General features: G+C 61.3%; 23 protein-coding genes. 10 read left to right on the forward strand and 13 right to left on the reverse strand.

The window, feature by feature from the left end:
• Window positions 1-52 precede the first annotated feature (52 nt).
• Complete coding sequence (locus NKH78_RS07785) at window positions 53-406, reverse strand: hypothetical protein (protein ID WP_352777398.1); 354 nt, start codon at window positions 404-406, stop codon at window positions 53-55.
• 673 nt (window positions 407-1079) lie between these two features.
• Between NKH78_RS07785 and NKH78_RS07790 the strand changes: the two genes are divergently transcribed.
• The 7 genes from NKH78_RS07790 (at window position 1080) to pqqE (ending at window position 8090) form a co-directional block, all read left to right on the forward strand.
• Entirely contained in the window at window positions 1080-2981 is a 1902-nt protein-coding gene (locus NKH78_RS07790; protein ID WP_352507741.1) for a methanol/ethanol family PQQ-dependent dehydrogenase, read from the forward strand.
• Window positions 2982-3135: 154 nt separating this feature from the next.
• Window positions 3136-3660: a c-type cytochrome, methanol metabolism-related gene (locus NKH78_RS07795; RefSeq protein WP_352507740.1), complete on the forward strand. Its 525-nt coding sequence runs from the start codon at window positions 3136-3138 to the stop codon at window positions 3658-3660.
• Window position 3661: 1 nt separating this feature from the next.
• Window positions 3662-4525 carry a substrate-binding domain-containing protein gene (locus NKH78_RS07800; RefSeq protein ID WP_352507739.1) on the forward strand — a complete coding sequence of 288 codons (864 nt, stop codon included), beginning with the start codon at window positions 3662-3664 and terminating at the stop codon, window positions 4523-4525.
• A gap of 463 nt (window positions 4526-4988) precedes the next feature.
• Window positions 4989-5927, forward strand: coding sequence for a pyrroloquinoline quinone biosynthesis protein PqqB (pqqB, locus tag NKH78_RS07805; protein ID WP_352507738.1), 939 nt, complete (start codon window positions 4989-4991; stop codon window positions 5925-5927).
• Window positions 5924-6679 carry a pyrroloquinoline-quinone synthase PqqC gene (gene pqqC / locus NKH78_RS07810; RefSeq protein ID WP_352507737.1) on the forward strand — a complete coding sequence of 252 codons (756 nt, stop codon included), beginning with the start codon at window positions 5924-5926 and terminating at the stop codon, window positions 6677-6679. Before pqqB ends, pqqC begins: the two co-directional genes overlap by 4 nt.
• Window positions 6676-6972 carry a pyrroloquinoline quinone biosynthesis peptide chaperone PqqD gene (gene pqqD / locus NKH78_RS07815; RefSeq protein WP_352507736.1) on the forward strand — a complete coding sequence of 99 codons (297 nt, stop codon included), beginning with the start codon at window positions 6676-6678 and terminating at the stop codon, window positions 6970-6972. The genes pqqC and pqqD overlap by 4 nt, the downstream gene beginning before the upstream one ends.
• The gene (gene pqqE / locus NKH78_RS07820; RefSeq protein WP_352507735.1) at window positions 6969-8090 is read left to right on the forward strand and encodes a pyrroloquinoline quinone biosynthesis protein PqqE; all 1122 of its coding nucleotides are present in this window, start codon (window positions 6969-6971) and stop codon (window positions 8088-8090) included. The genes pqqD and pqqE overlap by 4 nt, the downstream gene beginning before the upstream one ends.
• Window positions 8091-8112: 22 nt before the next feature.
• On the opposite strand, the gene fghA is transcribed toward pqqE, so the two are convergent.
• From fghA to NKH78_RS07850, 6 genes are all read right to left on the reverse strand, one after another.
• Entirely contained in the window at window positions 8113-8964 is an 852-nt protein-coding gene (gene fghA, locus NKH78_RS07825; RefSeq protein ID WP_352507768.1) for an S-formylglutathione hydrolase, read from the reverse strand.
• Window positions 8965-9333: 369 nt separating this feature from the next.
• Complete coding sequence (locus tag NKH78_RS07830; protein WP_352507733.1) at window positions 9334-9552, reverse strand: hypothetical protein; 219 nt, start codon at window positions 9550-9552, stop codon at window positions 9334-9336.
• Window positions 9553-9831: 279 nt separating this feature from the next.
• Window positions 9832-11286 (reverse strand): aldehyde dehydrogenase family protein, encoded by a 1455-nt coding sequence (locus NKH78_RS07835; protein WP_352507732.1) that lies wholly within the window; start codon window positions 11284-11286, stop codon window positions 9832-9834.
• A complete protein-coding gene (locus NKH78_RS07840) occupies window positions 11283-12557 on the reverse strand; it encodes an NAD(P)/FAD-dependent oxidoreductase (RefSeq protein WP_352507731.1) in 1275 nt (424 codons plus the stop codon). Before NKH78_RS07840 ends, NKH78_RS07835 begins: the two co-directional genes overlap by 4 nt.
• A 56-nt stretch (window positions 12558-12613) precedes the next feature.
• Entirely contained in the window at window positions 12614-13792 is a 1179-nt protein-coding gene (locus NKH78_RS07845; protein WP_352507730.1) for an alanine racemase, read from the reverse strand.
• Between the two features lie 11 nt (window positions 13793-13803).
• The gene (locus NKH78_RS07850) at window positions 13804-14841 is read right to left on the reverse strand and encodes a GNAT family N-acetyltransferase (protein ID WP_352507729.1); all 1038 of its coding nucleotides are present in this window, start codon (window positions 14839-14841) and stop codon (window positions 13804-13806) included.
• Between the two features lie 54 nt (window positions 14842-14895).
• Between NKH78_RS07850 and NKH78_RS07855 the strand changes: the two genes are divergently transcribed.
• Entirely contained in the window at window positions 14896-15831 is a 936-nt protein-coding gene (locus tag NKH78_RS07855) for an ornithine cyclodeaminase family protein (RefSeq protein ID WP_352882598.1), read from the forward strand.
• A gap of 141 nt (window positions 15832-15972) precedes the next feature.
• On the opposite strand, the gene NKH78_RS07860 is transcribed toward NKH78_RS07855, so the two are convergent.
• The 6 genes from NKH78_RS07860 to NKH78_RS07885 form a co-directional block, all read right to left on the reverse strand.
• Window positions 15973-17223, reverse strand: a complete 1251-nt coding sequence (locus tag NKH78_RS07860; RefSeq protein WP_502899792.1) for an NAD(P)/FAD-dependent oxidoreductase — start codon at window positions 17221-17223, stop codon at window positions 15973-15975.
• A gap of 102 nt (window positions 17224-17325) precedes the next feature.
• Complete coding sequence (locus tag NKH78_RS07865; RefSeq protein ID WP_352507767.1) at window positions 17326-18204, reverse strand: ABC transporter permease; 879 nt, start codon at window positions 18202-18204, stop codon at window positions 17326-17328.
• A 32-nt stretch (window positions 18205-18236) separates the two neighbouring features.
• On the reverse strand, window positions 18237-19187 hold the full coding sequence (locus NKH78_RS07870) for an ABC transporter permease (RefSeq protein ID WP_352507726.1): 951 nt from the start codon (window positions 19185-19187) through the stop codon (window positions 18237-18239).
• An 82-nt stretch (window positions 19188-19269) separates the two neighbouring features.
• Window positions 19270-20940, reverse strand: a complete 1671-nt coding sequence (locus NKH78_RS07875; protein WP_352882601.1) for a peptide ABC transporter substrate-binding protein — start codon at window positions 20938-20940, stop codon at window positions 19270-19272.
• Window positions 20941-20963: 23 nt separating this feature from the next.
• Window positions 20964-22628: an ABC transporter ATP-binding protein gene (locus NKH78_RS07880; RefSeq protein WP_352507724.1), complete on the reverse strand. Its 1665-nt coding sequence runs from the start codon at window positions 22626-22628 to the stop codon at window positions 20964-20966.
• A 432-nt stretch (window positions 22629-23060) separates the two neighbouring features.
• Window positions 23061-23249 carry a hypothetical protein gene (locus NKH78_RS07885; RefSeq protein WP_352507723.1) on the reverse strand — a complete coding sequence of 63 codons (189 nt, stop codon included), beginning with the start codon at window positions 23247-23249 and terminating at the stop codon, window positions 23061-23063.
• Window positions 23250-23406: 157 nt separating this feature from the next.
• Between NKH78_RS07885 and NKH78_RS07890 the strand changes: the two genes are divergently transcribed.
• A complete protein-coding gene (locus NKH78_RS07890; protein ID WP_352882603.1) occupies window positions 23407-24732 on the forward strand; it encodes an NAD(P)/FAD-dependent oxidoreductase in 1326 nt (441 codons plus the stop codon).
• A gap of 82 nt (window positions 24733-24814) precedes the next feature.
• Window positions 24815-25888: a tartrate dehydrogenase gene (locus tag NKH78_RS07895; RefSeq protein WP_352882605.1), complete on the forward strand. Its 1074-nt coding sequence runs from the start codon at window positions 24815-24817 to the stop codon at window positions 25886-25888.
• Window positions 25889-25894: the final 6 nt, after the last annotated feature.

Raw genomic sequence — 25894 nt, forward strand, 5'->3', positions numbered from 1 at the left:
AATAGAAATGGCGGCACTGTGAGGCACCGCCACGCGTGCCTGTTCCGCCTGACTAAAAGCAACGTACGTCGGCTTCAGCCTGCGCGCGTTTCAGGTCCGCCCGCGCCGCCTTCGCTGGCGCGCTTTCGCGAAACAACCCTGCCGCCTCCCCTGTCGTCAACGACATACTTTTGAAGGTCTCCGCCCTCTCATAGTGATCGTAGGGGAGGATCGAGGCGATAACATCGATCGAGCAGGAACAGCTTTCAAGCGCCTGACGTGTCTGGCCATTTGTTTGCATGCAGCCGAGCACGTAATCGGCAATCGTTGCCGTCGGGTAGTCTCCCGCGGCGCTAGCCGGGTTCGCAAAGGCCAGTGTCGCCGAAAAGACCAGCGGTAGGATAAAAGACCCAACAGATCTGATCATGAGGGAACCTCCAGTTGGTCTGGACACAATGTATCCGGACAGGATCATCGCCCCAATTGGCGACGTACCGCAAAGCCGGTCAAGCTCCCATGGCCTGCTTATAGGACCAAAGGAGGAATGCCCTGTCGACCGGCAAAAGGTGGATTCACGGCCCGCTGCGCACCCCGCTTCCAGCGGTCATTTCATGCCTCGCCCACTATCGGCAACCAACCAGACGCACGCATACTTACCCAGAAGCGCCCTTGTAAATTACATGGAAATAAATTCCAACACGAATCGCGCCAATAATACAATAACAATATGGATATTATATATGTCGGCCGCTGGCAGTCATTCTCGCAATAGTGCCACTCAGGATACTTCTCTTGTTTGCATCTTTATATTGCCATGCACCATAGTCGATATTGCACCGCAACATCACTTCAGGGTTTTTGCTTGCTTCGCCTTTTGCGATGACATAGCTTTTTCCCTGTTTCCGGCTTCAAGAGCGCCATTGTCAGGGAGCGGTGGCAGTCTTTCGAAGGCCAAGTGGGGCGGGCAATAACGGTGCCCTCTGCTTGTCGGGGTAGGTCGTGACAGCTGCCGGAAATTACTTCCCCACATGAATCGCTTGGGCAGGCCCCTTGTGGGCTTGACGGTCGATTCGTCACTGTGAACCTCGGGAGGGTTTCGGATGCGTGTACTTGCGAAAACTACCTACATACTGACGACCGCGGCTTTTTTGTCGCTCGGCGCTGCTTATACGGCTTCGGCCAATGAAGACCTTGCAAAGCTCGCATCGGATGCGAAGAACTGGGCGATGCAGACGGGTGACTACGCCAACACCCGCTATTCCAAACTCAACCAAATCACTGCGGACAATGTAAAGAACCTGCAGGTCAAATGGAGCTTTTCCACCGGCGTGCTGCGCGGTCACGAAGGCGGGCCGCTGATCATCGGCGATGTGATGTATGTCCACACGCCTTTCCCAAACAACGTCTATGCTCTCGACCTCAAGAACGACGGCAAGATCCTGTGGAAATACGAGCCCAAGCAGGACTCGAACGTCATTCCGATCATGTGCTGCGACACGGTCAATCGCGGTGTCGCCTATGGCGACGGCAAGATCATTCTCAACCAGGCCGACACCACCGTCGTCGCGCTCGATGCCAAGACCGGCAAGGTCGTCTGGTCTGTCAAGAACGGCGACCAGACCGACGGCGGAAAGGGCGAATCCGGCACGTCGGCACCCGTAGTCATCAAGGACAAGGTGCTCGTGGGCGTCTCCGGTGCTGAATTCGGTGTTCGCGGCTGGCTGGCCGCCTACAATCTGAAAGACGGCAAGCTTGCCTGGAAAGCCTATTCGGAAGGTCCTGATGCAGACACCCTTCTCGACGCCGAGAAGACGACCCATCTCGGCAAGCCCGTCGGAAAGGATTCCGGCACCAACACCTGGGAAGGCGAACAGTGGAAGACGGGCGGCGGCACGACATGGGGATGGTATTCCTATGATCCCAAGCTGAACCTGGTCTATTACGGCACCGGCAATCCCTCGACGTGGAACCCGGTCCAGCGCCCAGGCGACAATCGCTGGTCCATGACAATCATGGCTCGCGACGCCGATACCGGTGTTGCCAAATGGCTCTACCAGATGACCCCGCATGACGAGTGGGACTATGACGGCATCAACGAGATGATTCTCGTCGATGGCATGGAGGTCAACGGCGCCAAGCACGACGTGCTGGTGCATTTCGACCGCAACGGCTTTGCCTACACAATGGATCGCGCTACCGGCGAACTTCTCGTTGCCAAAAAATACGATCCGGCAGTGAACTGGGCGACGGAAGTCAACATGGATCCCAAGAGCGACCAGTACGGCCGCCCGCAGGTCGTCGCCAAGTATTCGACCCAGCAGAACGGCGAAGACACCAACTCGACCGGTATCTGCCCGGCCGCGCTTGGAACCAAGGACCAGCAGCCGGCCGCCTACTCGCCGAAGACCGGGTTGTTCTACGTGCCGACCAACCATGTCTGCATGGACTATGAGCCTTACAAAGTGAGCTACACCGCCGGTCAGCCCTATGTGGGCGCCACCGTGTCGATGTATGCGGCGCCCGGCGGTGACGGCAACATGGGCAACTTCATTGCCTGGGATGCAGCCAAGGGTGAGATCGTCTGGTCGAAGCCCGAGCAGTTCTCGGTGTGGTCGGGCGCATTGGCGACAGATGGCGACGTCGTCTTCTATGGTACCCTCGAAGGCTACATCAAGGCGGTCGATAAGGACGGCAAGGAACTCTACAAGTTCAAGACCCCCTCCGGCATCATCGGCAACATCACGACCTACGAGCATGACGGCAAGCAGTACATCGCCGTTCTGTCCGGCGTGGGGGGATGGGCCGGTATCGGTCTGGCAGGTGGGCTGCTTTCGCCCGACAACGCCGCTGCCTGGCATGGCGCCGTTGATCAGGGCCGTGCGCAGGGCGACCAGGCCGCAGTGGTTGGAACCGCCGGTCTGGGTGCCGTCGGCGGTTACGCGGCACTTGCCGACTATACGACACTGGGCGGCCAGCTCACCGTCTTCGGCCTCCCGGACTGATAACCGGGAAGAGCCTTACGACTAGGTTCGAAAAGAGAGCCCGGGTCACCCGAAAGCCGGGAACCGGGCTCTCGATTGCGCCGCGCACCCAAGCACCGATCAATGCCGAGCACGACGGCAGCCAGTGTCCCTGGCCAATGAAGGAAGAGTCTGAATGATCGTTCGCATTGCAGTTTCCGCTCTCGCCCTGATCCTGCTGCCTCTGGCCAGCTCAAGTCTGGCACGGGCCGAAGACAGCATGGAAAAAGCCAAGGCGGTGAAGCAAGAAGGAGGCAAATATCTAGATGCGGACGGAAATCCGACCTACAAGATCGAAAACGGAACCGTCGATTGGTACACGTTCAGCGGGTACCGCCGGTATCACTCCGATTGCCATGTCTGTCACGGACAGGACGCAACGGGTTCGAGTTATGCGCCTGCCCTGGTCAATAGTCTGAAAACCATGGATTACGCCACGTTCCTCTCGATCGTCGCCGAGGGCCGCAAGAATGTCGGCGGCGGCAAGGAAAACGTCATGCCTGCCTTTGGCGACAACAAGAACGTCTACTGTTACCTGGACGACCTTTACGTCTATCTGCGCGCGCGCGCCGATGGCGCGGCACCCCGCGGCAGGCCGCCCAAGCACGAAAACAAGGCTCAGGCAGCCAAGGATGCCGAAGCATCCTGCATGGGTGGATGATATGACCGGCTGCACTACATCGAAGCTGCGCGTCGTTCTGCCGATCCTCGGCGCGCTCGCCTTGCTGCCATCGAACGTTCTGGCGCAAAATGCCGGGCTTGGCGCTGCGGGCGAACTGGTGGATCCCAACATTCTGCGCGTCTGCGCCGATCCCTCGAATATGCCCTTTACCGACAAGAACGGCCAAGGCTTCGAAAACAAGCTGGCTGAACTGGTTGCCAAGAAGACGGGGCGGAAATCAGTCGCCTACACATGGTTTCCCACTGTCACCGGCTTTGTGCGCAACACGCTGGGGGCCAACCGATGCGACATCATCATGGGCTACGCCCAAGGCGACGAACTGGTGCAGAACACCAACGCCTACTATCGCTCCGCCTATGTGCTCGTATACCCCAAAGGCAACGGCATGGAAGGCATCGAGACGATCGAAGACCCGAAACTTTCAGGCAAGAGAATCGGCGTCGTCGAAAGCACGCCGCCAACCGCCAACATGGCCGCCAACAAGCTTCTGCGGACCGCCAAGATCTATCCACTCGCGGTGGATACGCGTGTCACTCCTTCTATGGGAGAGGTCATGATCAAGGACATGCTCGCCGGCAAGATTGACGCGGCGGTCCTGTGGGGGCCGATGGCAGGTTACTATGCCAGGGAACTCGGAGCCGATGTCACCATTGTTCCGCTGCTGAAGGAAAAAAAAGGCTCGCGCATGTCCTACCGCATCACCATGGGCGTACGTCCGTCCGACCAGGAATGGAAGCGGACGCTCAACCGGGTGATCAGGGAGAACCAGGCGGAGATCACCAAGCTCCTGCTGGGTTACAATGTGCCGCTGATTGACGAGCACGACAATCGGATTACGCAATAGTCGGGATGGGTGAGGAGGAGGACAAACCTGCGCGATGAAAAATTGAAGAGAAAGACTACGGCTACTTTCGATCGTTTTGTTTTTCGGCCTTTCAAAACCTTGTGTTTCATTTGTCCATTTGAGACGTGATGGACGAGCCATTGCCTCGGTGCCCTGCAATGGTTGGCTAACCACCGGATCGGCCCCTTCGGGCTGGTAGAAGAGGAGAAATGTTATGAAGAAGAGCTGGACAAAACCGACCATGTGTCAGGTTGCTGCGGGCTTTGAAATTTCGCGGTATCTGCCTGCTGAGATTACTCCCAAGAAGTAGGCCGCAGAGGTGCGTGTCCCTGGCAACAGGGGCACGCATCCCCTTGCCGCATGGGATTTTCGTGAAAGATTTTGAGGCACGCAAAGCGAGCGGGACGTTTTTCGCGGCTGCAAATTGGCTGCTGGTCAGAGAAGCCGCGAGGCGGGCGTTTTCATGCGCTTGAGAATCATCGGATCGGCGGCCGGCGGTGGCTTTCCGCAATGGAACTGCAATTATCGTCTGAGCCGTGCGGCTCGCACCGGGATGGCTGGCGTGTATTCGCGAACCCAATCAAGTGTCGCCGCGTCGGCGGATGGGGTCGGCTGGGTTCTGTTCAACGCCTCACCCGACATTCGCCAGCAGATCGCGGCAACGCCTGAATTGCAGCCCGCGCACGATGCGCCGCTGCGCTCGACGCCCATTCGCGCGGTGGTGCTGACCAATGCCGATGTCGATCATGTCGCCGGCCTGCTCAGCCTGCGTGAGCGGCAGCCTTTCGCTATCTATGCAACGACACAGGTTCTGGCGACGCTGGAGGCGAATTCGATTTTCAATGTCCTCGATCCGGCGCTCGTGCCGCGACGCATCTTGCCGCCGGCGCAAGAACTGGCGATCTGCGACGCAGACGGCCACGACACCGGGGTGGCTGTCGAGAGCTTTCCCGTGCCCGGGAAGATAGCCCTCTATCTCGAAGAAAGAGGTCAGCCGGATGCGAATTTCAGCTCTGACGCTGGCGACACGATCGGCGTCCGTATCGCCGGTGCCGGCAGTCGCGGCTCCGTCTTCTACATCCCCGCCTGCGCCCGCATCGATGCGACCCTGCGCACGCGTCTAGCCGATGCCGCATGCCTTCTGTTCGACGGCACGGTCTTCACCGACGACGAGATGATTGCTGCCGGCGTCGGCGAAAAGACCGGTGCCCGCATGGGGCATCTGGCAATGTCGGGAGACGCGGGGTCGATCGCCGGCTTGGCCGATGTGAGGATCGGCCGCCGCGTCTTCGTCCATATCAACAACACCAATCCTGTTCTGGACGAGAATTCTGCCGAGCATGCAGCAGTCGAAGCGGCGGGCTGGGAAGTGGCCCGCGACGGGATGGAGATGGACCTTTGAGTGATTTCCACCACGCAGCCAGCAACGGCCTGTCCTCCGGAGAGCTCGAAGCCGTGCTGCGGCAAGTCGGTGCCGAGCGCTATCACAACCGCCATCCTTTCCATCACAGGATGACCACCGGTGCGCTGTCGAGGACCGAGATGCAGGCCTGGGCGCTGAACCGCTATTGCTATCAGGCTGTCATTCCGCGCAAGGATGCCATGATCCTCGCGCATGCCGAGGATCCGGCGTTTCGCGCCGCCTGGCGCAAACGCATCGAGGATCATGACGGCGAGGACGGCTGGAGCGGCGGTATTGCGCGCTGGTTGCACCTGGCGACCTCGCTCGGTCTGGATGCCGACGCGGTGAAGAGCGAGAGGCTGGCCCTGCCGGCGACACGTTTTGCGGTTGGCGCTTACCTCTCCTTTTGCACGAACCGGACCCTGCTGGAGGCGGTCGCGTCGTCGCTGACCGAGATGTTCTCGCCGCTCATCATCGGCGAGCGGGTACCCGCGATGCTGGCCAGATACGATTACATCACCGAGGATACGCTGGCCTATTTCAGCCGACGGCCCGAACAGGCCTCACGCGACGCCGACTTCGCTCTTGCCTATGTGCTCGAACATGCCGACACGGCGGAACGCCAGCAGCGGGCGATCGATGCACTCGTGTTCAAATGCGATATACTCTGGGCCATGCTCGACGCGCTTCAACACGCCTATGGCGAGCCGGGCAATATCCCGCCCGGCGCCTTCCGTCCGGAGGCCCCATGATGGCACTGCGCGAAAGAGCCATGGTGTCGCCGCAGTCGGTTCCATCGCTGCCGAAGCACGTGCGCATACAGTATGACCCCGTGCGCCAGGGGTTCGCCGTGCTTTCGCCTGAAAAGGTGTTCTGGCCAAACGACATCAGCCTCGACATATTGCGCCGCTGCGATGGGCGGTCCACGGTCGGCCACATCGTTGCCGGCCTTGCCGCAGATTATGATGCGGAACAGGAGGCTGTGGCGGCCGATGTCATTGCCTTCCTGCAGGAATGGTCGGACAAGCTGCTGGTGAAGCTATGAGCGAGCCCCCTCTCCCCCCGATCGGCATGCTGGCGGAACTGACGCATCGCTGCCCGCTGCAATGCCCCTATTGCTCCAACCCGCTCGAATTGCTGAAGGCCAATCGCGAACTCGACACGCAGAGCTGGCTCGACTTGTTCTCGCAGGCGGCCGATCTTGGCGTTCTCCAGGTGCATCTGTCTGGCGGTGAACCGACGCTGCGTCGCGATCTTGAGCAATTGATCGCCGGGCTTTCGGCGCGTGGCGTCTACACCAACCTGATCACCGCCGGCGTCGGCATTGCGGATGGCCGTATCGAGGCATTTGCCGAAGCCGGGCTCGACCATCTGCAACTGAGCTTTCAAGGCGCACGGCCGGCGACCACCGAGCGCATCGGCAATCACAGGGGCAGCCACGAAAAGAAGCTGGAAACGGCACGCCGCGCCCGCGCGGCCGGCTTGCCGCTTACCATCAACGCGCCGATCCATCGCCACAATATCGAGGAGGTACCGGAATTCATCGATCTGGCCCTTTCGCTGGATGCGGAGCGTCTCGAGATAGCCAACGTGCAGTACGCCGGCTGGGCGCTGACCAATCGCGATCAGCTGATGCCCGAGCGTGCTGCCGTCGATCGGCAGGCGGAGATCGTCGCGGAGGCGCGCGAACGGCTCACCGGCATCATGAACATCGATTTCGTCACGCCGGATTATTTCGCCATCTATCCCAAGCCGTGCATGGGCGGCTGGGCGCGCGACGCCTTCATGGTGACGCCAGACGGCACCGTACTGCCATGCCATGCCGCCCAGACCATCCCGTCGCTCAGCTTCGAGCGTTTTGGACCTCGCAGCCTGGCCGCGATCTGGACCGATTCCCCGGCATTTAATGCCTTTCGAGGCACGGACTGGATGCAGGAGCCCTGCCGCAACTGTGAGCGGCGCGAGATCGACTGGGGCGGCTGCCGCTGCCAGGCGATGGCAATCGCCGGCGACGCCGCCGTGACGGACCCGGCTTGCGCGAAATCGCCGATCCATGCGCGCATGGCAATGCTGATCGACGAAGCCCAGCGCGCTGCGACGGTTCCTTCGAAGGACGAACTGTTCGTCTACCGGCGTATCGGCGTCGTCACCGAGCCGGCCTGACTGCCGACCTATTCCTACGGACTTAGCCTCGTGAAAGCCGTTCGGCATGCCACGTCATATGGTCCTGCATGAATGTCGAAATGAAAAAATAGGAGTGATCGTAGTCATCCTGCATCCGCAATTTCAACGGAATGCCTGCTTTGGAGCACGCGTCTTCGAGCAGCCAAGGCCTGAGGCCCTCCTTGAGGAAACCGTCTGACGTCCCCTGATCGACGAGGAATTCCGGGAAACGGTATCCGTCCTCGATGAGCGAAGTGGCATCGTAGCGCCGCCACGAGGCCTCATCCAGGCCGAGATATTTTTGGAAAGCCGGCTTCGACCAGCCGGCTGTGCTTGGTTGCACGATCGGCGCGAAGGCCGAGCAACTTCTGAAACGCGCGGGATTTTTCAGTGCGATCGTCAGCGCGCCATGCCCGCCCATCGAATGGCCGAAGATCGACTGGCGCGCCATATCGGCGGGAAATTCGCGCCCGATTACGGCTGGCAGTTCCTCGACGATATAGGAATACATGCGATAGTTCTTGGCATACGGCTCTTGCGTGGCGTCGAGGTAGAAACCGGCGCCGGTGCCGAACTGCCAATTGTCCTTTTCATCTGGAATGTCGGCACCACGCGGGCTGGTGTCGGGACACACGACGATGAAGCCAAGTTTGGCGGCAATACGTCTGTATTCGCCTTTTTCCATTACATTCGCATGGGTGCAGGTGAGTCCGGAGAGGTACCACACCACGGGGCAACGCCTTTCCCGCGCCTGCGGAGGCACGAAAATGGCAAACGTCATTTCGCACGAGCAGCTCGTCGACAGATGAGAGTAAACGTGCTGGGCACCGCCATGCGACTTGGCAGTCGAGACGAGTTTCAGGTGCTCTGGCATATATTCTTCTCCACCAATTTTTGACCGCCGACCATAGCCTCTACGACGTCGTGGGCGGTCGCGGCAACCTTGGTGGGCTGGCTGGCGCGCAGGGCTCTTGATCGGAGCCGGGATGGCCAACACTGCCCAGTACCTCAGCAATGATTCCGGGACGACGAGCTCTGCGCAAATGCACCGTGCCTTTTCAGCGGCGACAGCAGGTTCGACGCGGCTATGGCGGACGAGCACGCACGGGTCATCGCGTGGGTTCGCAGCATGCGTGACCAGGGACCGAGCAAGAAAGTGTTGCGGGTGATAGTTACCTCCTCTTAGGAGGGCTCCTAAGCACGACACCAACTTTCCGACTCTTAGCCACCCTGTGAGCCGACGCTATTTCCGACCGTCGAAAGCCACGGACAGGCCCAGGGCAGTTGCTGCCTCGACGATCGCCTCGGTCAGCTCTTCGTCGGATGCGACCAGATAAGGGGCGGCTTGCCGTGCTGCGTTTAATGTCGCCGTGACCGAGATGGTGTCACCACGATCCTCCCTATTGAGGACTGCGGCGATTGCCTGCTCTACTACCGGACTGACCCTCTGCACCTTACTCATCCAACCCTCCCCATAGCTGCCCATAGTGATGGTACTCTATCCATGGTTGTGTTCCAATTCGATGTACGAAAACGTACACACTCGATCGGCTGAACCGCTACGGCCAGACATCTCTAATTTCGACGGCATTTGGGATCGACCAAGCCTGGCTAGCGGCCTCGACCGGTTTCTCAGATGGCTAGCGCTGCAGAGCCATGTCAAATTGCCAGGTACGTACGCGAGCCGGTCCAGGAGCTCGGCTCGGCCCACGGGCGCCCCTGCGTTGGGCGAAGATGTCGCCTAGAAATAGCCGAGGATGGATTTTACCTCGAGATACTCCAACATGCCCTCGATCCCATATTCACGTCCGTTTCCGGACCGCTTGAAACCGCCAAACGGGGCGTGCGGATCCCAGGCCGGGTAGTTGAGATGTACCTGGCCGGAGCGGATCCGCGAGGCCACGTCCCTGACGGCGTCCACATCCTGGCCCTGCACATGAGCCCCCAGACCGTAGACCGTGTCGTTGGCGATGGTGACGGCTTCCTCGATTGTGTCGTAAGGGATGATGCAGAGAACTGGCCCGAAGACCTCGTCCTGGGCAATGCGCATGGTCGTGCGCACGTCGGAAAAGATGGTCGGCCTCACATAGAACCCGACGTTCAGATCGTGCGCACGGCCCGGTCCACCGGTGAGGAGCCTGGCGCCCTCAGAAATGCCGACGCCGATCATGGTTTGGATGCGGTCGAATTGGGCACGGTTTGCGATTGCACCATGAGTAGTGGCTTCGCAAAGAGGATCGCCAATGACAATCTGGGCTGCGGCCCTTTTGGCGATTGCCTCGATCTCGGAGAGCCGCGGGCGTGGCACGATCATGCGCGTCGGGGCGCTGCATGACTGGCCGAGATTGCGGAAGGCGGCGGATACGCCCAGAGAAACGGCGCGATCGAGATCTGCGTCCGGCAGGATCACGTTGGGCGACTTGCCGCCCAGCTCCTGCGCGACGCGCTTGACAGTCGTCGCTGCCGCCTGGGCCACCGCAATGCCCGCGCGGGTGGACCCGGTAATGGAGATCATGTCGACATCCGGATGGGAGGCGAGACCCATACCCACGCCTGGACCATCACCTTGCACGAGGTTGAAAACCCCGGCAGGGAAGCCGGCTTCCTCGATTGCCTCGGCGAATAGCAGGGCGTCCAAGGGAGAAAGCTCACTCGGCTTCAGCACGATCGTGCAGCCTGCAGCGAGCGCCGGCGAAACCTTGGCGGTGATCTGGTAAAGTGGCCAGTTCCACGGAGTGATCAGGGCGCAGACACCGATCGGTTCGTGGGTGACGGCGGTTTGCCCCCGTTGCTTGACGAAGCAAAAGTCTGTCAGCACATCGCGAGCGACCTTAACATGCGTGATCGCCAGCGGCACCTGGGCGCTGCGCGCATAGCCGATCGCCGCGCCCATTTCGAGGCTCAGGCATTGAGCCAGCAGTTCGCCGCGCGCCTCGAGCAGCGCTTGCAGGCGACCGAGCAGACCCGCGCGGTCTTCTGGCGTGGTCCGACTCCAGGTGGCGAATGCCCGGCGGGCCGCTGCAACGGCCGCGTCAACGTCCTTGCCATTTCCAAGCGGAAACTGGCTCACAACCTCTTCTGTGGCGGGATTGACGACGACGCCCGTCGCGGTGCCGCTCGGCTCAACCCATTGACCGTCGATGAAGAACTTCTCCAGGTGGCCGTTGCGGGCCAGGTGTTCGAGAGGCGTCATCACCCTACAAGGTCCTTCATGCGGTAATAGGCGCCAACAATCGGCAGGAACCAGGGGCGCCCGAAATAACCGGGGATCGCTGGCCAGTCGAAATCCTTCCAGGGATTGAGCTCGGGGCGCCCGTCCATGACGTCGGCCATGATGGTGCCCATCAACGTCGACATCTGGGTCCCGTGTCCGCTATAGCCCATCGAGTAATAGATGCCATCGCGCTCTCCGGCGCGCGGCAGACGATCGCGGGTCATATCGACCATGCCGCCCCAGCAGTAGTCGATGCGGGTGCCGGCCAGTTCCGGAAAGACCTCGACCATCGCCGCCTTGAGTATCCGGCCGCTTTTTTCGTCGGATTGAGGGTTGGACACGGCAAAGCGCGCCCTCCCGCCGAACAGAAGGCGATTGTCCGGCGTGAGCCGCCAGTAGACAACGAGATTGCGCGTGTCGACGACATTGCGACGGGTCGGCATGAGGCGCTCGAGTTGCGAAGGCGACAGCGGCTCGGTCACGATCAGAAATGCGCCGACCGGGATCATGCGCCGGCGGATCCAGCCGAGCGGGCCAACCTGGGAAATGCCGCTTGCCAACAGGACCTGCCGCGCGACGATCTTGCCCTTTGGCGTCGTTACCTCATGCCCGCCTGAAACCTTTCGCATCGCAGTGACGGGCGAGCGTTCATGGACCTCTGCGCCACGCCGGGCAGCGGCGGTCGCGAGGCCCCGGACGAACCGGCCGACATGCATGGCCGCGCTCTTGGGAAAGAGCAGCCCGCCATGGTAGCGGTTGGTGCTGACTTCGGTTCGCAGGTCCTCGCGCGCGATCATCCTGGTGTCGGGATCGACATTGGCAGCCAGTAGTTCCTGGCTGCGCGCCAGCATGTCGTAGTGCTCGGGCTTGGCGGCAAGCTTGAGCTTACCGACGCGGGAGAAGCTGCAGTCGATCTTCTCTTCCTGCACCAACCGCTCGACCATATCGACGCCGGCGTCGAAAGCCTTATAGAGCGCATTTGCGGCAGGCTTGCCGTGCTTGCCAGCCATGATTGCATAGTTCTGGGCAAAGCCGTTGTTGCACATGCCGCCATTGCGGCCGGACGCGGCATTGCCGATCGTTTCGGCCTCCAACAGGGCAACCCGGGCGCCCTTTTTGGCAAGGGCCAGCGCGGCGGAGGAGCCGGTCAAGCCGCCGCCCACAATGGCCACGTCGTAGTGGCCTTCGAGCGGTTTGGACGACCCTTCATTGAACGGCTGAGACGTATCCAGCCAGTAAGAGGTAAACTTCATTTTCTTGACCACCGGTGTTGATTTGAGTGGGGCGACATCCGAGCCTAGTCGCGCGCCTACCAGCCGCGCATCCGCTCCCAACGTGCTTCAATCTTGGGGCTGGCCCCGTTGACGACGCTGTAGAAATCATGCTGGGCGGCCGTCGCACACGCATGGTTGGGCAGAATCCGGACCCGAGTCCCGAGCGGCAGCTCGGGCATGGACTTTCCAGAACCGGCACGAATGGCGAGGATACCGTGTTCCTGGCTGGCCTGGGCCACGATCACATCTTCAAGCACCCGCCCCTTTTCGTCGCAGACCACGCCGTAACCCTGGTCGATCTGCTGGTTTGCGGTTCCCCGGTCGCGCGAAAGCGCCATCCATCCAGCGTCGACCAGCACCCATCCCTTTTCCGGCTTGGACCCGATCACCGTGGCCAATACGGAAATCGCGATGTCGTCGAGTTCGCACACCCCAACGCCGTGCTGGACCAGGTCGAAGAACATGTAGACCCCGGCGCGCAGCTCCGTGACCCCCTCAAGATTGCTGGCGAAATGCGCTGTCGGCGTCGAGCCGACGCTGACGATCGGGCAGGCATGGCCATGGGCGCGCAGGATTTCAGCGGCGCGCACCGTGGCTGAACGCTCGTTCTCGCCTGCCTTGACCAGCGCATCGGGCGTGTTCAAGCCATAGGATTCGCCTGCATGGGCGAGAACGCCGACGAGTTTGGCACTGGCCGCGACGACACTGCCGGCCACGTCGAGCAACTTCGGGTCGTCCGGCCTCAAGCCACCGCGATGGTCATCGCAGTCCAGTTCGATGAAAACAGATGGGGTCATACCGGTGGCTTCGCGGACGCTGGCTAGGGCATCGGCCTGCTCGACCGAATCGAGCAACAGCTTCACACCAGCGCCGGTGCGGCGACAAAGCTCCATGGCCCGCTTGGCCGAGGCCGGCGAGATGCCGACCGCATAGGTCATGTCTCGAAAGCCATGGCCCGCGAAATACTCCGCCTCGGCGATGGTCGAGACCGTGATCGGTCCGGGTTCGCGGTGAAGCGGGTATCGGGCGACATCGATGCTCTTGGCCGTCTTCATATGCGGGCGCAGCACCACGCCAAGCTTCCTGGCGCGCTCAGCCAAGCGCTGAATGTTGCGTCCGAGCCGCCCACGGTCGAGAAGCAGCGCCGGCGTGACCAAGGCGTCGATCGTCCTAGCCGTCTCGCTCACTGCCAGGTTTGCGGCCACCTTGTTCATAATCTCGTTTCCTAAGTGAACGACTGGTTTGCCAACGCATACATATGGGCTGGCCCCTCGGCGACGGGTCGTTGTCCTTTGACCATGGCGGTCGCAGTGCCGGACCGCTGCAGGCCAAGGCTCGCAAGCCAGTCGCCCAATCCATCCTCGGCATAGACGTCGATGCGAACGAATTGATTGTGAAGCTTCGAAAGCTGGGCCAGGATCAGAAGCCGCGCGTCGTGGTCGCTCTCGGCTGCACAAGGGCCGACGACATAGCCGCGGCCAAACCTCCTCGCGACAGCGTAGCCTGCAATCCGTCCCCTACGCTCGATGACCAATGCGTTGCCCACATCGGCGAGCGCAGCCACCATCGCCAGCCGGGGCATGCCTGTGGCCCGTTCGTCGAAGGCCTGGATCGCCGCTAGGTCAGAGGCTGTCGCTTGACGGACGTCGTCGCGGGTACTCCGCGTCACGGTGACAGCCAGCGAGCCCTGGTGCTGAAGCACCGTGCCCCAGGCAGTGAAGCCGCGTCGCTTGTAGAGCGCCAGCCCCTCTTCGGTTGAGTTGAGCAGCAGGTTGCGACCGAGTGTCGCCTCAAGCAATCCATCAAAGAGCCGGGCGCCGTTGCCACCGCCTTGCGCGGAGCCAGTAACTATGATCATCCCGACCGAGGCATAGGACTGTCCGTAATTCCAGGACATGGCCGTGCCAATCACCTGTCCTGCCCGCTCAAGGACCAGGCCATTGCCGACCATCAGGGCAAATTCCCAATCCTCCTGACGGTAGGGCCAGGCCATCTCCTGCGACAGCTTCAGTGCGCCCGGCAAATGGCGGGTTTCCAATTCCATCAGCTCGATCGGGGCGCTGACGATATCTCTGTCATGCTCAAAGGCCATAAGGTGCAACGCTGTCAGTTGATCCAGAGTCGGATTGACGTCGGATCTTAGGGTCGCGCCCGGCGGACAGATTTCGCTGCTGTTTTGCCCCTTCAAATCAGCGGTATTATTCGTTTTATGCAGTTCCTCGGCATGCCAAATCGCGCAAATCGGGCGAGGAATACCTGGCACCTTGAATCGCAGCTTCGTGGTTGCCCGATCGGCGATGCCCAGGAGGAATTTTGGATGATCTACATCAGCGAAGAGGAGTCAGCCGCCCTCGTCACACATGAACTTGCTTTCGAGGCGGCGCGCGAGGCTCTCGTGGCGGCAGCATCGCGGCAGAGCTGGGTCTTTCCGGCTGTTCTCGGGCGCACACAGGAGGTGACCAATACCTTCTCAATCAAATCCGGTTCGTCGGGCGAGCTGACCGGCGTGAAAATTGGCTCCTTCTGGTCGGGCAACCCGGCACGTGGCCTTCCCCGCCACAACTCGAGCATCGTGCTGCTCGATCAGCATACAGGTCGGCTCGGTGCCGTAGTCGAGGCCGGGAAGGTCAACGCCTACAGGACGGCCGCCGCCGACGCGGTTGCGGCCGATCTTCTTGCGCGCAAGCAAGCCAAGGTGCTGGCGATCTTCGGGGCCGGCAACCAGGCGAGCTTCGAAGTGATGGCGCTGGCACGCATCCGCCCAATCGAAACAGTGCTGGTGGCCCGGCCTTCGCCGCGGCGCGACGCTTTTGTCGATCAGATCGGCGAAAGGGGACTGAAGGCGCGCGCTGCCTTGCCGGAAGAAGCCGTGCGCACGGCCGACATCGTGGTGACGGCGACACCCGCACGCGAACCGCTGTTCGATGCCGCTTGGGTGGGACCCGGAACCCATATCGTCAGCATCGGGTCGGATGCTCCGGGCAAACGCGAATTGCCGAGCGAATTGTTTCGCAAGGCACGTCTGTTTTGTGATCTGCTTTCCCAGTCCGTCCAGATCGGCGAGTTCCAACACGTGCGCGACGAAATCGACGCCGGCGTGCTTGCGGTAACACCAATCGGCGACGTTGTTGAAAGGCGTGCGCTCGGACGCCACTTCGACAATGAGATCACGGTCTTCGACAGTTCCGGCATCTCCCTGCAGGACCTCTACATGGCCGACGCGCTGATCCGCGCAAAGGCGTCCCACCGCTGATCAGTTTTCGCACCGAGTCCCCAGTCCCGACAGATTTTTCGACACGGCAACAAGGTGGCCGCGCGCGATCCTGCAGTCGTATCAGCGGCGGGCGCGCCAAAGGGGTGCCCGCATGAACCACGGATCGCCCGATGTCGGCGACTAGCGTCTGGCGCGCCAGAAGGCGAGACGGTCCTGCAACCGATAGCCCTGGATAATCGCCGGCATGAACCACGGATTGCCACGATAGAGCGGGACGGCCGAAGGCGGTCGAAAGTCGAACGCAGTGCGCGACTGCTCGCCATGCCCCATCAACTTGTGGGCCGCACGCATGCCAATCCATGGCGCCCAGACCACGCCCGAACCGCAGAAGCCAGTTGCATAGACCACGCCGTCCTTCTCGAAGATGCGGGGCAGCATGTCTCGGTTCATCGCCACATTGCCGAACCAGCAATGCGAAAGGCGCACGTTCTCCAACTCCGGGAAAAGGTTCACCAGGCCCTTGCGAAGGAGAAGTTTCGGCGCCGCCGGATCGCCGAAGCGGGAACTGTCACGGCCCCCCAGCAGGATACGTTTTCCGTCGGGCGAGGGACGATAATAGAAACCGAGTTGCCGGTTCTCGGTGACCGTCATCAGCTTCGGCATCAGTTGCGCCATGACATCGGGCGCAAGTTCCTCGGTGACGATGATCCGGCTGCGGACCGGAACCAGGCGGCGGCGCAGGAAGGGAGCAGCGCCGTCGGTATAGCCGTTGGTACAGACCAGAACCTGCCGTGCGTCCACCGTCCCCGCCGAAGTCGCGACGCGGAACCCCGAACCGTTCCTCTCCATCGACTTGACCACTGTATGCGAATGGACCGTCAACCCGGATGCGAGCGCCACCCGAAGGAGCTCAGCATGGAATTTTGCGGGGTGCAGCCCGCCAATGTCCATCCGAACGGTTCCGCCGCGGTAGAAGTCGGTGCCGATATAACTTCGCTGCTCGGCATGCGGAACCGCGTAGGACTCGATCCCCAGTTTCTTCGCCAGCGTCTCGGCGCCGCGCGCCATCTTCTCATACTGTTCATATCCGAAAGCGCCCTTGAATTGGCCAACCAGTCGGAAGTCGCAGTCGAGCCCTTCGGTCTTGATGAAGTCGTAGAGGAATTCGCGTGCGACCTTTCCCTCGGCCTCGATCGCCATGGCTTTCTCTTCCCCGAAGCGCCGGGTGATCGTAGCATAGTCGGGCCGGATGCTCGCGCTCGTAATCCCGCCGTTGCGGGTGGAAGCACCCTCGCCCGGATTCATTGCGTCAAAAGCTGCGACCGAGCGTCCTTCGCGCACCAGCACAAGCCCGGCCGAAAGACCGGCATAACCGGCGCCGACGATTGCCACGTCAAGCTTCTTTGCGAGGGGCTGCCGCGGCAGCGGCATGACGGGCGCTGCTTCCCACCAGTAGGGTGTGTTCTTGTCGGCGATATGAGGCTCTTGCACGGGGCTGACTTCTCGCTGGGGTGATCTACGGTCGGTGAAACTTCAGATGTGGTCGTCTCGGACGTCGAGCGCATCACGCAGCCCGTCACCGATGAAGTTGAAACTGGTTACCGCGATCGTGATTGCAGCTCCGGGAATGATTGCCAGCCAGGGTGCGCTGCCCAGATATTGCTGGGCGCCGTTGAGCATGTTGCCCCAGCTGGGCAGTGGCGGCTGGATCCCGTAGCCGAGGAAACTGATGTAGGCTTCCATGAGAATGGCGCGCGCGACCGTCAAGGTGGAAGCAACGATAATCGGCCCCATGGCGTTGGGCAGTATCTCGCGGAACATGATGTGGGTGCCACTCAATCCCACCATTCGCCCGGCCAGGACGAACTCGCGTTCTCGTAACGAGCGGACTTCCGCTTCGACTATGCGGGCAACCTCCATCCAACTGGTGAGGGCGATAATGACGGTGATCATCACAGGACTGGGCTTCAGTGCGGCAGCCAGCGCCAGCAGCAGAAAGATCGATGGGAATGACAGGAAACCATCGACCGTGCGCATCAGCATGGCCCCGACCCAGCCGCCGCGATAGCCGGCAATTACGCCGACCAGCGTGCCGATGAGCGTCGACAAAACCATGGCAAAGAAACCCACCAGCAGCGAGATTCGTCCCGCCATCAAAAGCCTTGCCGCCACGTCGCGGCCAAGCGGATCGGTACCTAGAAAGTGGTAGTCCGTCAGCGGAGGGGCAAAGCGGGCCCGCAGATCGATGTACAGTGAGTCATAAGGCAGGAGATGGGGGCCGAGGACGCAAGCAAGGCTCAGGAAGATGATCATCGCCAACCCAAGCAGCGCCAAGCGATGCCGCATGAAACGAAGTGCCGCACGGTTGTTTCTCCATCGGCTTGGAGCTGCATTTGCGGTGAGAGCGGTCATATCGGCTGTCTCCTGTCGGGGAAGTTGCGCGCTCAAGCCAGGCGAATGCGCGGATCGACAATAGCGACGACAATGTCGGCGATCAGGTTTCCAAGCAGAACGAGGATGGCGGAGAACATCAGTAGCCCCATCACAACCGGATAGTCGCTGTAACCAAGGCTATCGAGGAACAACCGTCCCATTCCTGGCCAGGTAAAGACGGTTTCGGTCACGAGTGCGCCGGTGAGGACGCTGGGAAGCTGCATCCCAGCCAAGGTAATCATCGGCAAAAGTGCGTTGCCGACGACATGCTTCATCAGAATCCGGCGTTCACTCAAGCCTTTGGCCCGGGCCGTCTTGACGAAATCCTGGCTAATGGCGTCGAGAGTCGCCGTCCGCATGTAGCGGCTCCAGATCGCGACATGGACCAGCGACAGCACGATACTTGGCAGGATCAGATGGTGGAGATAGCCCAGGATCGAGGCATCGCCGATCTCGGACATATTGCCCGCGGGCAGCCAGCCCAGCTTCAGGGAAAAGACGTAGATGCCGACGAGTCCGAACCAGAAGGTGGGGACCGACAACGCGACCATGGCGCCGACAGTTGCAAGATAGTCGAACAGCGAGTAGCGGCGCGTGGCGCCGCGGATTCCGATCCAGGCGCCAATGGAGATTGCAATCACGGTTGAGGAACCCATCAGCAGCAGCGTGGCAAAGAGATGGCTGCCGATGACCTCCAAGACCGGCGCTCCGTCGCGGAAGGAGTGACCCCAGTCGCCCCGCACCAGCCGCCATGCCCAGTCCAGATATTGGATCCATATAGGGCGATCGAGGCCCAGCAGCCCCTTGAGACGCTCGATATCCTGCTGGGTCATTCCGGGATCAAGCCCGAATTGGGCTAGCGGGCCGCCGGGAAGGAGATTCAGAATGCCGAAGCCGATGATCGAAACGATCACAAGCAGCACCAGGCTCTGCAAGAGGCGATTGAGCAGGAAGCCGCGCATTCGAGTCCCTCCATTGTGGGTTGATGATTTTAGTCTGTTGCCGCCGCCGCGGCGGAATCGGGCTGGGCGGCGGCAACTGCGTCTAGGCCTTCCACTTCCAGGCCGCGGCATTCCACGACGCGGTGCGGGTGTTGGCGTTGGGCTCGAAGCCGTCCAGCCCCTTCTTGCGCCCGAGGACGATTGTGTACGCGAACAGCGGCAGGAAGGGCAGATCGTGGCGCACGACTTCCTGCACACGATTATAGATCGCGCGCCGTTCTTCCGGATCGAAGCTGCGAGCACCCTTTTCGAGCAGGGCATCGACCTCAGGATTGGAATATTGCCCGGTGTTCGAACCGTGTCCGCCTTGAGCGGCGATTGCCTTCGTATGGAGCCGGTTTGTGGCGTCGGGGTCGGCGGCAATCAGATAGGTGACGCCCACCATGGCGGTGTCGAATTGCGATTTCAGCCAGAACTCGCCCCACATGACTGCAGCCGGCAAATTCGAGATGGTCATCTCGACGCCTATCTCGGCAAACGTCTGCTGCAGGAACTGCTGCGTCTGCTCGCGCAGGTTGTTGCCGGAAGTTGTCGAGTTGGAGAAGGACAGTCGCACCCCATCCTTGGCCCGGATTCCATCCGGCCCCGGCACCCACCCGGCCTCATCAAGGATTTGGCGCGCCCGGTCCAGATTGAATTCCTGAACCGGCAGGTTCGGGTCATAGTAGTAGGACTCCTTCGGCATGAAGGTCTCGGTGAGGGTACCCACCCCGTAATAGATCGTGTCGACAATCGCCTTCCTGTCCAACGCGGCGTAGAGCGCCTGGCGCACTGCCAGGTCCTTGAACTGCGGGCGGCCCAAATTGAGGTAGATCGACTCCAGGGATGCCCCTGTCTCCAGTGTCACTACGCGATCTGGTAGTTCGCGGGCTTCAGTATAATGGTCGGCGGTGATGAACGACTGATCGACAAGGTCCACGTCGCCGCTCTTGAACTGAGTGTAGAGCACGGTCATGTCGGGGATGTATTTGAAGATGAGCTGCTCGACATAGGGACCTTCGCCGGCGTACTCAGGATTGGCGACGAGCTCGATATGATCGCCCGCAACACGCTGGCCCCATTTGAATGCTCCGGTGCCGACCGGCGCCTGGTTGAACGCGGCTGTATTCGGATCGGCTTCTTTCCCCAGAATGTGCTTGGGCACGATGAAGGTTTCGGCCAAGAACGAAAGATAGGGCGCGAAGGCCTCCTTCATCCGCCATGTGATCTCGGTGGGCGAAACCACTGTGATGTCCTGCACGAGCGAATGGCCGCTCGTGCGCCAAGCCCGAAACTTCGGGTTCGTGATGAGCTCAAGGGTGAATTTCACGTCTTCGGCCGTGAAGGGCTCACCGTCGTGCCAGCGGGCATTGTCACGCAACCGGATGCGCCAGTTGAGACCGTCCTCCGAAATGCCGCCGCTCTTCTGGCTTGGCACCTCGGCCGCGAGGTTTGGATGTAGGCCACCTTGGGGATCCATGCGGACCAGCGCGTCGAAAACCGAGAAATGGATCGCGTCATCGACTTCGATATGCGCCATCAGCGGATTGAACACGGTCGGCTCTTGGGAGAGGCCGACGACGACGCGCCCGGCCGGCCCTGCCGGAGGGGTCTTGGCAAAGGCGGGCTTGCCCAACAGATTGGGCGCGATGAGGCCTGCAGCCCCACCTATCGCCATCAGTCGCAGCGCTTCGCGCCTCGAGTAGTTGGACGTAGTCGATGAATTTTTGGTCATGGTAGTTCCTCTCTTGTTATTTCTTATGCGTTTGCTGCTACTGGACGGGCATTGCCCGGCCGCTCTCCTGGAATCGCCGCTACCAGTTGGCGCGTGTAGGCTGCTTGCGGGTTCAGGAATATTTGCGAGGGCGGTCCGCGCTCGACGATCCGGCCCTTCTGCATCACTGCGATTTCGTCGCAGATCTGGCTGGCGACGCGCAGGTCGTGCGTGATGAAGACCATCGACACGCCCGTCTCGCGCTGGATCTGGTCCAGAAGCTGCAGGATCTGTGCCTGGATCGACACGTCGAGTGCGGAGACCGCCTCGTCGGCAATCAACAGCTTCGGCTTGAACATCAGCGCACGAGCGATGCCGATGCGCTGGCGTTGCCCACCCGAGAACTCGTGCGGGTAGCGGCCAAAAGCGCCGGCATCGAGACCGACATGGGCCAGAAGCGCACGCGCTTCATCGCGCGCTTGGACATAAGGCATCCCGTGCGCCAGCGGGCCTACCGTCATGATGTGACCGACCGTCGAGCGTGGGTTCAGAGAAGCGAAGGGATCCTGGAAGATCATCTGGATCCGCGGTCGAAGCGGGCGGAACTTCGCTTCGGAAAGCTTGGCTATGTCACAGCCTTGAAACAAGATCTCGCCGCCGTCATTGTCCAGCAGCTTGATCAGCAGCCGGCCCAGCGACGATTTCCCCGAACCGCTCTCGCCTACGACCCCAAGCGTGCGGCCGGGCGCCAGTTCGAACGAAACCTCGTTGACCGCTGTCACAGTCCGTTGCGCGCCGAACAGCGCGCTGCCACCGCGATAGGTCTTCACCAGACCCTCAACCTTCAGGATCGGCTCCTTGCTGGCAGCGTCCGGACGGGGGCGATCTTCGCCGGTCAAATGCGGTACGGCTGCGATCAGGCGCTGGGTATAAGGGTGCTTGGGCGACTTCAACACCTGCTCGGCGCTGCCTTGTTCGACGACATGGCCCTTTTCCATCACCACGACGCTGTCGGCGATCTCGGCCACCACGCCGAAATCGTGGGTGATGAACATCACGCTCATGCCCTTGCGCCGCTGAATGTCACGGATCAGTTGCAGGATCTGAGCCTGGGTGGTGACGTCGAGCGCGGTGGTCGGCTCATCGGCAATCAGCACCGTCGGCTCAAGCGCCAAGGCCATGGCGATCATGACGCGCTGCCGCTGCCCGCCCGAAAGCCGGAACGGGTACTGGTAATACATGAGTTCGGGATCTGGCAGGCCTACTTCAGTGAGCAGTTCGATTGCGCGGTTGCGACAGGTTTGTGGCGTGCCGAAGCCGTGCGCTGCCATGACCTCGTCAATCTGCGCGCCCACCGTCATCAGGGGATTGAGCGCCGAGAGCGGGTCCTGAAAGATCATCGACACGACCCGTCCACGCAGGTTGCGCAGCTTGTCTGGCGACATGCCGACGATGTTCATCCCTTCCAGCTGGATGACACCCGATGAGAGCCGGATCACCTTCGGCAGAAGCCCCATGATCGCGTTCGCCGTCACCGACTTACCCGATCCGGACTCGCCTATGATGCAAAGGATCTGGCCGCGTTTCAGATCGAAGGAAATATCCTTGACAGCATGGGTCCGTTCCATGCCTTGCGGCAAATTCACTGTGAGGTCGCGCACCGAAAGCGCCACATCGTGGGGGGCTACAGCCTGGATGCTTGCGATCATCGAGATCACCTCCCCTTTCAACCGAGCGCGTCCACCCTGTTGCGGACCGCTTCATCGCCCTTTGAGCAGAAGCGCCTCACCCTAGCGGCCGTAGTCCGGCGTTCTCGGCGCTTCGCGCGCTGAGGCTGCGAGAGACGGGGTCTGCTCATCCTGGCGGCTCCCTTATGAAATCCGATCCGTGTACCGGACTCTGTTCCCTTTTTCTTGGAGAACTCTCCGAAGGAGCAAGCCTTGCCTGTCGAATGTCCTCTGGAGCCTGCCTGCCAAAAGGAAGGGTTGCTCCGCTCTTGCAGCCAGTCTGACTGTTCTGTTTCCGCAGAGTCTTCGAAACTTGGCCCTCGCGCGGCAGGAACTTCTGAAAAGAACATCCAGTTCGGCATTTCACTCTGTTCCCGTTTCGGCGCGGAAACCGGGATCAGGCAACCATATCCTTTATTCGGCAATACGTGGCCATGAGGGATAGGACCAAAGATTTCCGGTGTACATCGACACCATTTGCGGGCCATGGCGCCCAAACGGATTGGTGACCGTGCGGCCCATCGCAATGTCGGCCAAGGCGCTGCCGATCAAGGTCGACGACTGCGCCGTATGCCGCCCATGCCGCAGATGACGCGACTGCATGAAATGTACTCCAGCTTGCCCACGCAGCGAGCTCTTAGCGCAATAATTGCCTGTCCTGGGGGCTGCTAAACGCAGGAAATTCCGTCCAGGCACAAACTCCGCAGTCTGCCTCTGCGGGCGGCAGGTTAGGATGGTTCAAATTACCGGAGTCCCATCCATGCCCGCGCCGCTCATGCACATCGACTGCAGCCCTTCCCTCCCTCGCGAGGCGGACGTCGTCGTCATCGGCGGCGGGGTGGTGGGCGTGTTCAGCGCTTACTATCTGGCGCGCCGCGGCCTCAAGGTCGCCCTGGTCGAGAAGGGGCGTATCGCGGCCGAGCAGTCCAGCCGCAACTGGGGTTGGTGCCGCCAGCAGAACCGCGATGCGCGTGAGCTGCCGATGGCGACCAAGAGCCTCGACCTCTGGGAGAAGGTAGCACAGGAGACCGGCCAAGACACCGGCTTTCGCCGCTGCGGGCTCCTCTATCTCTCACAAGACGAAAATGAGCTGGCAGGCTGGGCGAAGTGGCGCGATTTTGCGAGAACGGTCGGCGTCACCACGCACATGCTGAGCGCGGAAGAAGCCACCGAACGGGGCAGAGCGACGCGCCGCAAATGGAAAGGTGGCGTGTTCTCGCCAACCGACGGAACGGCGGACCCTTCCAAGGCAGTGCCGGTTGCAGCGCGCGGCATCATGGCGGCGGGAGGCACCGTACATCAGCACTGCGCGGCGCGCGGGCTGGAATTGAGCGCCGGCCGGGTGAGCGCTGTCGTGACCGAAGCGGGTAGCATCCGGACAAAGACCGTGGTCATGGCCGGGGGCGCGTGGGCGTCTTCCTTCTGCAACCAGCTCGGTGTGCGTTTTCCGCAAGCTGCCGTGCGTCAGTCCATTCTGGCCGTGGCGCCAGGCGCAAACGGTCTGCCAGATGCCCTGCATACCGCTCGCATCTCTCTGACGCGGCGCAGCAACGGTGGATACACGCTGGCGATCAGCGGGCGGGCGCGTGTCGATCCAACGCCGCAACAGTTCAGGTTCAGCCGCGAGTTTGTACCTATGTTCGCCCGCCGCTGGCGCAATCTCGCCCCGGGCGCCTTCGAGGGCTGGCGTCAGGGCCACGAAAGCCTGCGCAAATGGACCCTCGACGAGATCACGCCAATGGAAAGGAACCGGATTCTCGACCCGAAGCCCGACATGGGGCAGATTCGGCTGACATATCGGAGAGCCTGCGAATTGATCCCCGAACTCCAGCGGGTGGCGATCTCCGATGTGTGGGCGGGTTATATCGACAGTACACCCGACGGCATTCCCGCAGTCGGCGAAGTGGAGGGGATTCCGGGCTTCATCCTGGCGGCGGGATTCAGCGGTCACGGCTTCGGGATTGGCCCCGGCGCGGGGCATATGATCGCCGACATCATCACAGGCAGCGAGCCTATTGTCGATCCGCGTCCTTATAGGCCCGAGCGTCTGAAGACCGCTGCGTGGGGCAAGGTCGCTGAATTCTGAGAAGACCGTCTTGCCAAGGTACAATCGGTCGCACACGAGATTGAGGCACGATGCGGCCAGCACCAAAAACAGGGAACTGACGATGCGCGAATATGAGATTGCCGCCATTCCTGCCGACGGAATCGGGCCAGAGGTCATTGCCGCAGGTCTCCAGGCGCTTGAGGCGCTGCAGCAACGCTGCGGCGACTTCAAGCTGCGCGTCCAGCACTTCGACTGGGGCTCGGATTACTACAAGGCCCATGGTCGGATGATGCCCGAAGATGGCGTGGCGCAACTGAAGCGCTTCGACGCCATCTTCTTTGGCGCGGTAGGCGCTCCCGACCTGCCCGACGATATCACGCTCTGGGGCCTCCGGCTGCCGATTTGCCAAGGCTTTGATCAATACGCGAACGTGCGGCCGACAAGAATATTGCCCGGGATTGTTTCTCCGCTGGCGGGCGTTGGCCCTGGCGATCTGGATTGGGTGATCGTGCGGGAGAATTCCGAGGGCGAGTATTCGGGCCACGGCGGCCGCGCCCATCGCGGCCTCCCTGAGGAGGTCGGAACCGAGGTCGCGATCTTCACGCGCGTCGGCGTCACCCGCATCATGCGCTATGCATTCCGGCTGGCGCAGTCACGGCCGCGAAAGCTCCTGACAGTGGTTACGAAATCCAACGCTCAGCGTCACGGCATGGTAATGTGGGACGAAATCGCAGCCGAGGTGGCGCAAGAGTTCCCTGACGTCGTGTGGGACAAGATGCTAGTCGATGCTACGACAGTGCGTATGACGTTGAAACCTCGGAGCCTCGATACGATCGTCGCCACTAATCTTCACGCCGACATATTGTCGGACCTTGCAGGCGCGCTCGCGGGCAGTCTCGGCGTTGCACCGACCGCCAACATTGATCCCGAGCGTCGCTATCCCTCGATGTTCGAGCCAATTCACGGCTCGGCATTCGACATCGCCGGCAAGGGTATTGCCAACCCGGTCGCCACCTTCTGGACCGCTGCCCAGATGCTCGAACATCTGGGCGAGAGCGCAGCGGCCGTGCGGTTGATGAGCGCTGTGGAAACGGTGACTAGTGAAGGCGTGCTGACGCCGGACGTGGGAGGGACAGCGACCACGCAGGAAGTGACAGACGCCGTCTGCCGAGCGATCCGCGGTTCGAACATGTGACAGGTT

The organism is Mesorhizobium sp. M0910, assembly GCF_040319465.1.
Lineage (GTDB): Bacteria > Pseudomonadota > Alphaproteobacteria > Rhizobiales > Rhizobiaceae > Mesorhizobium.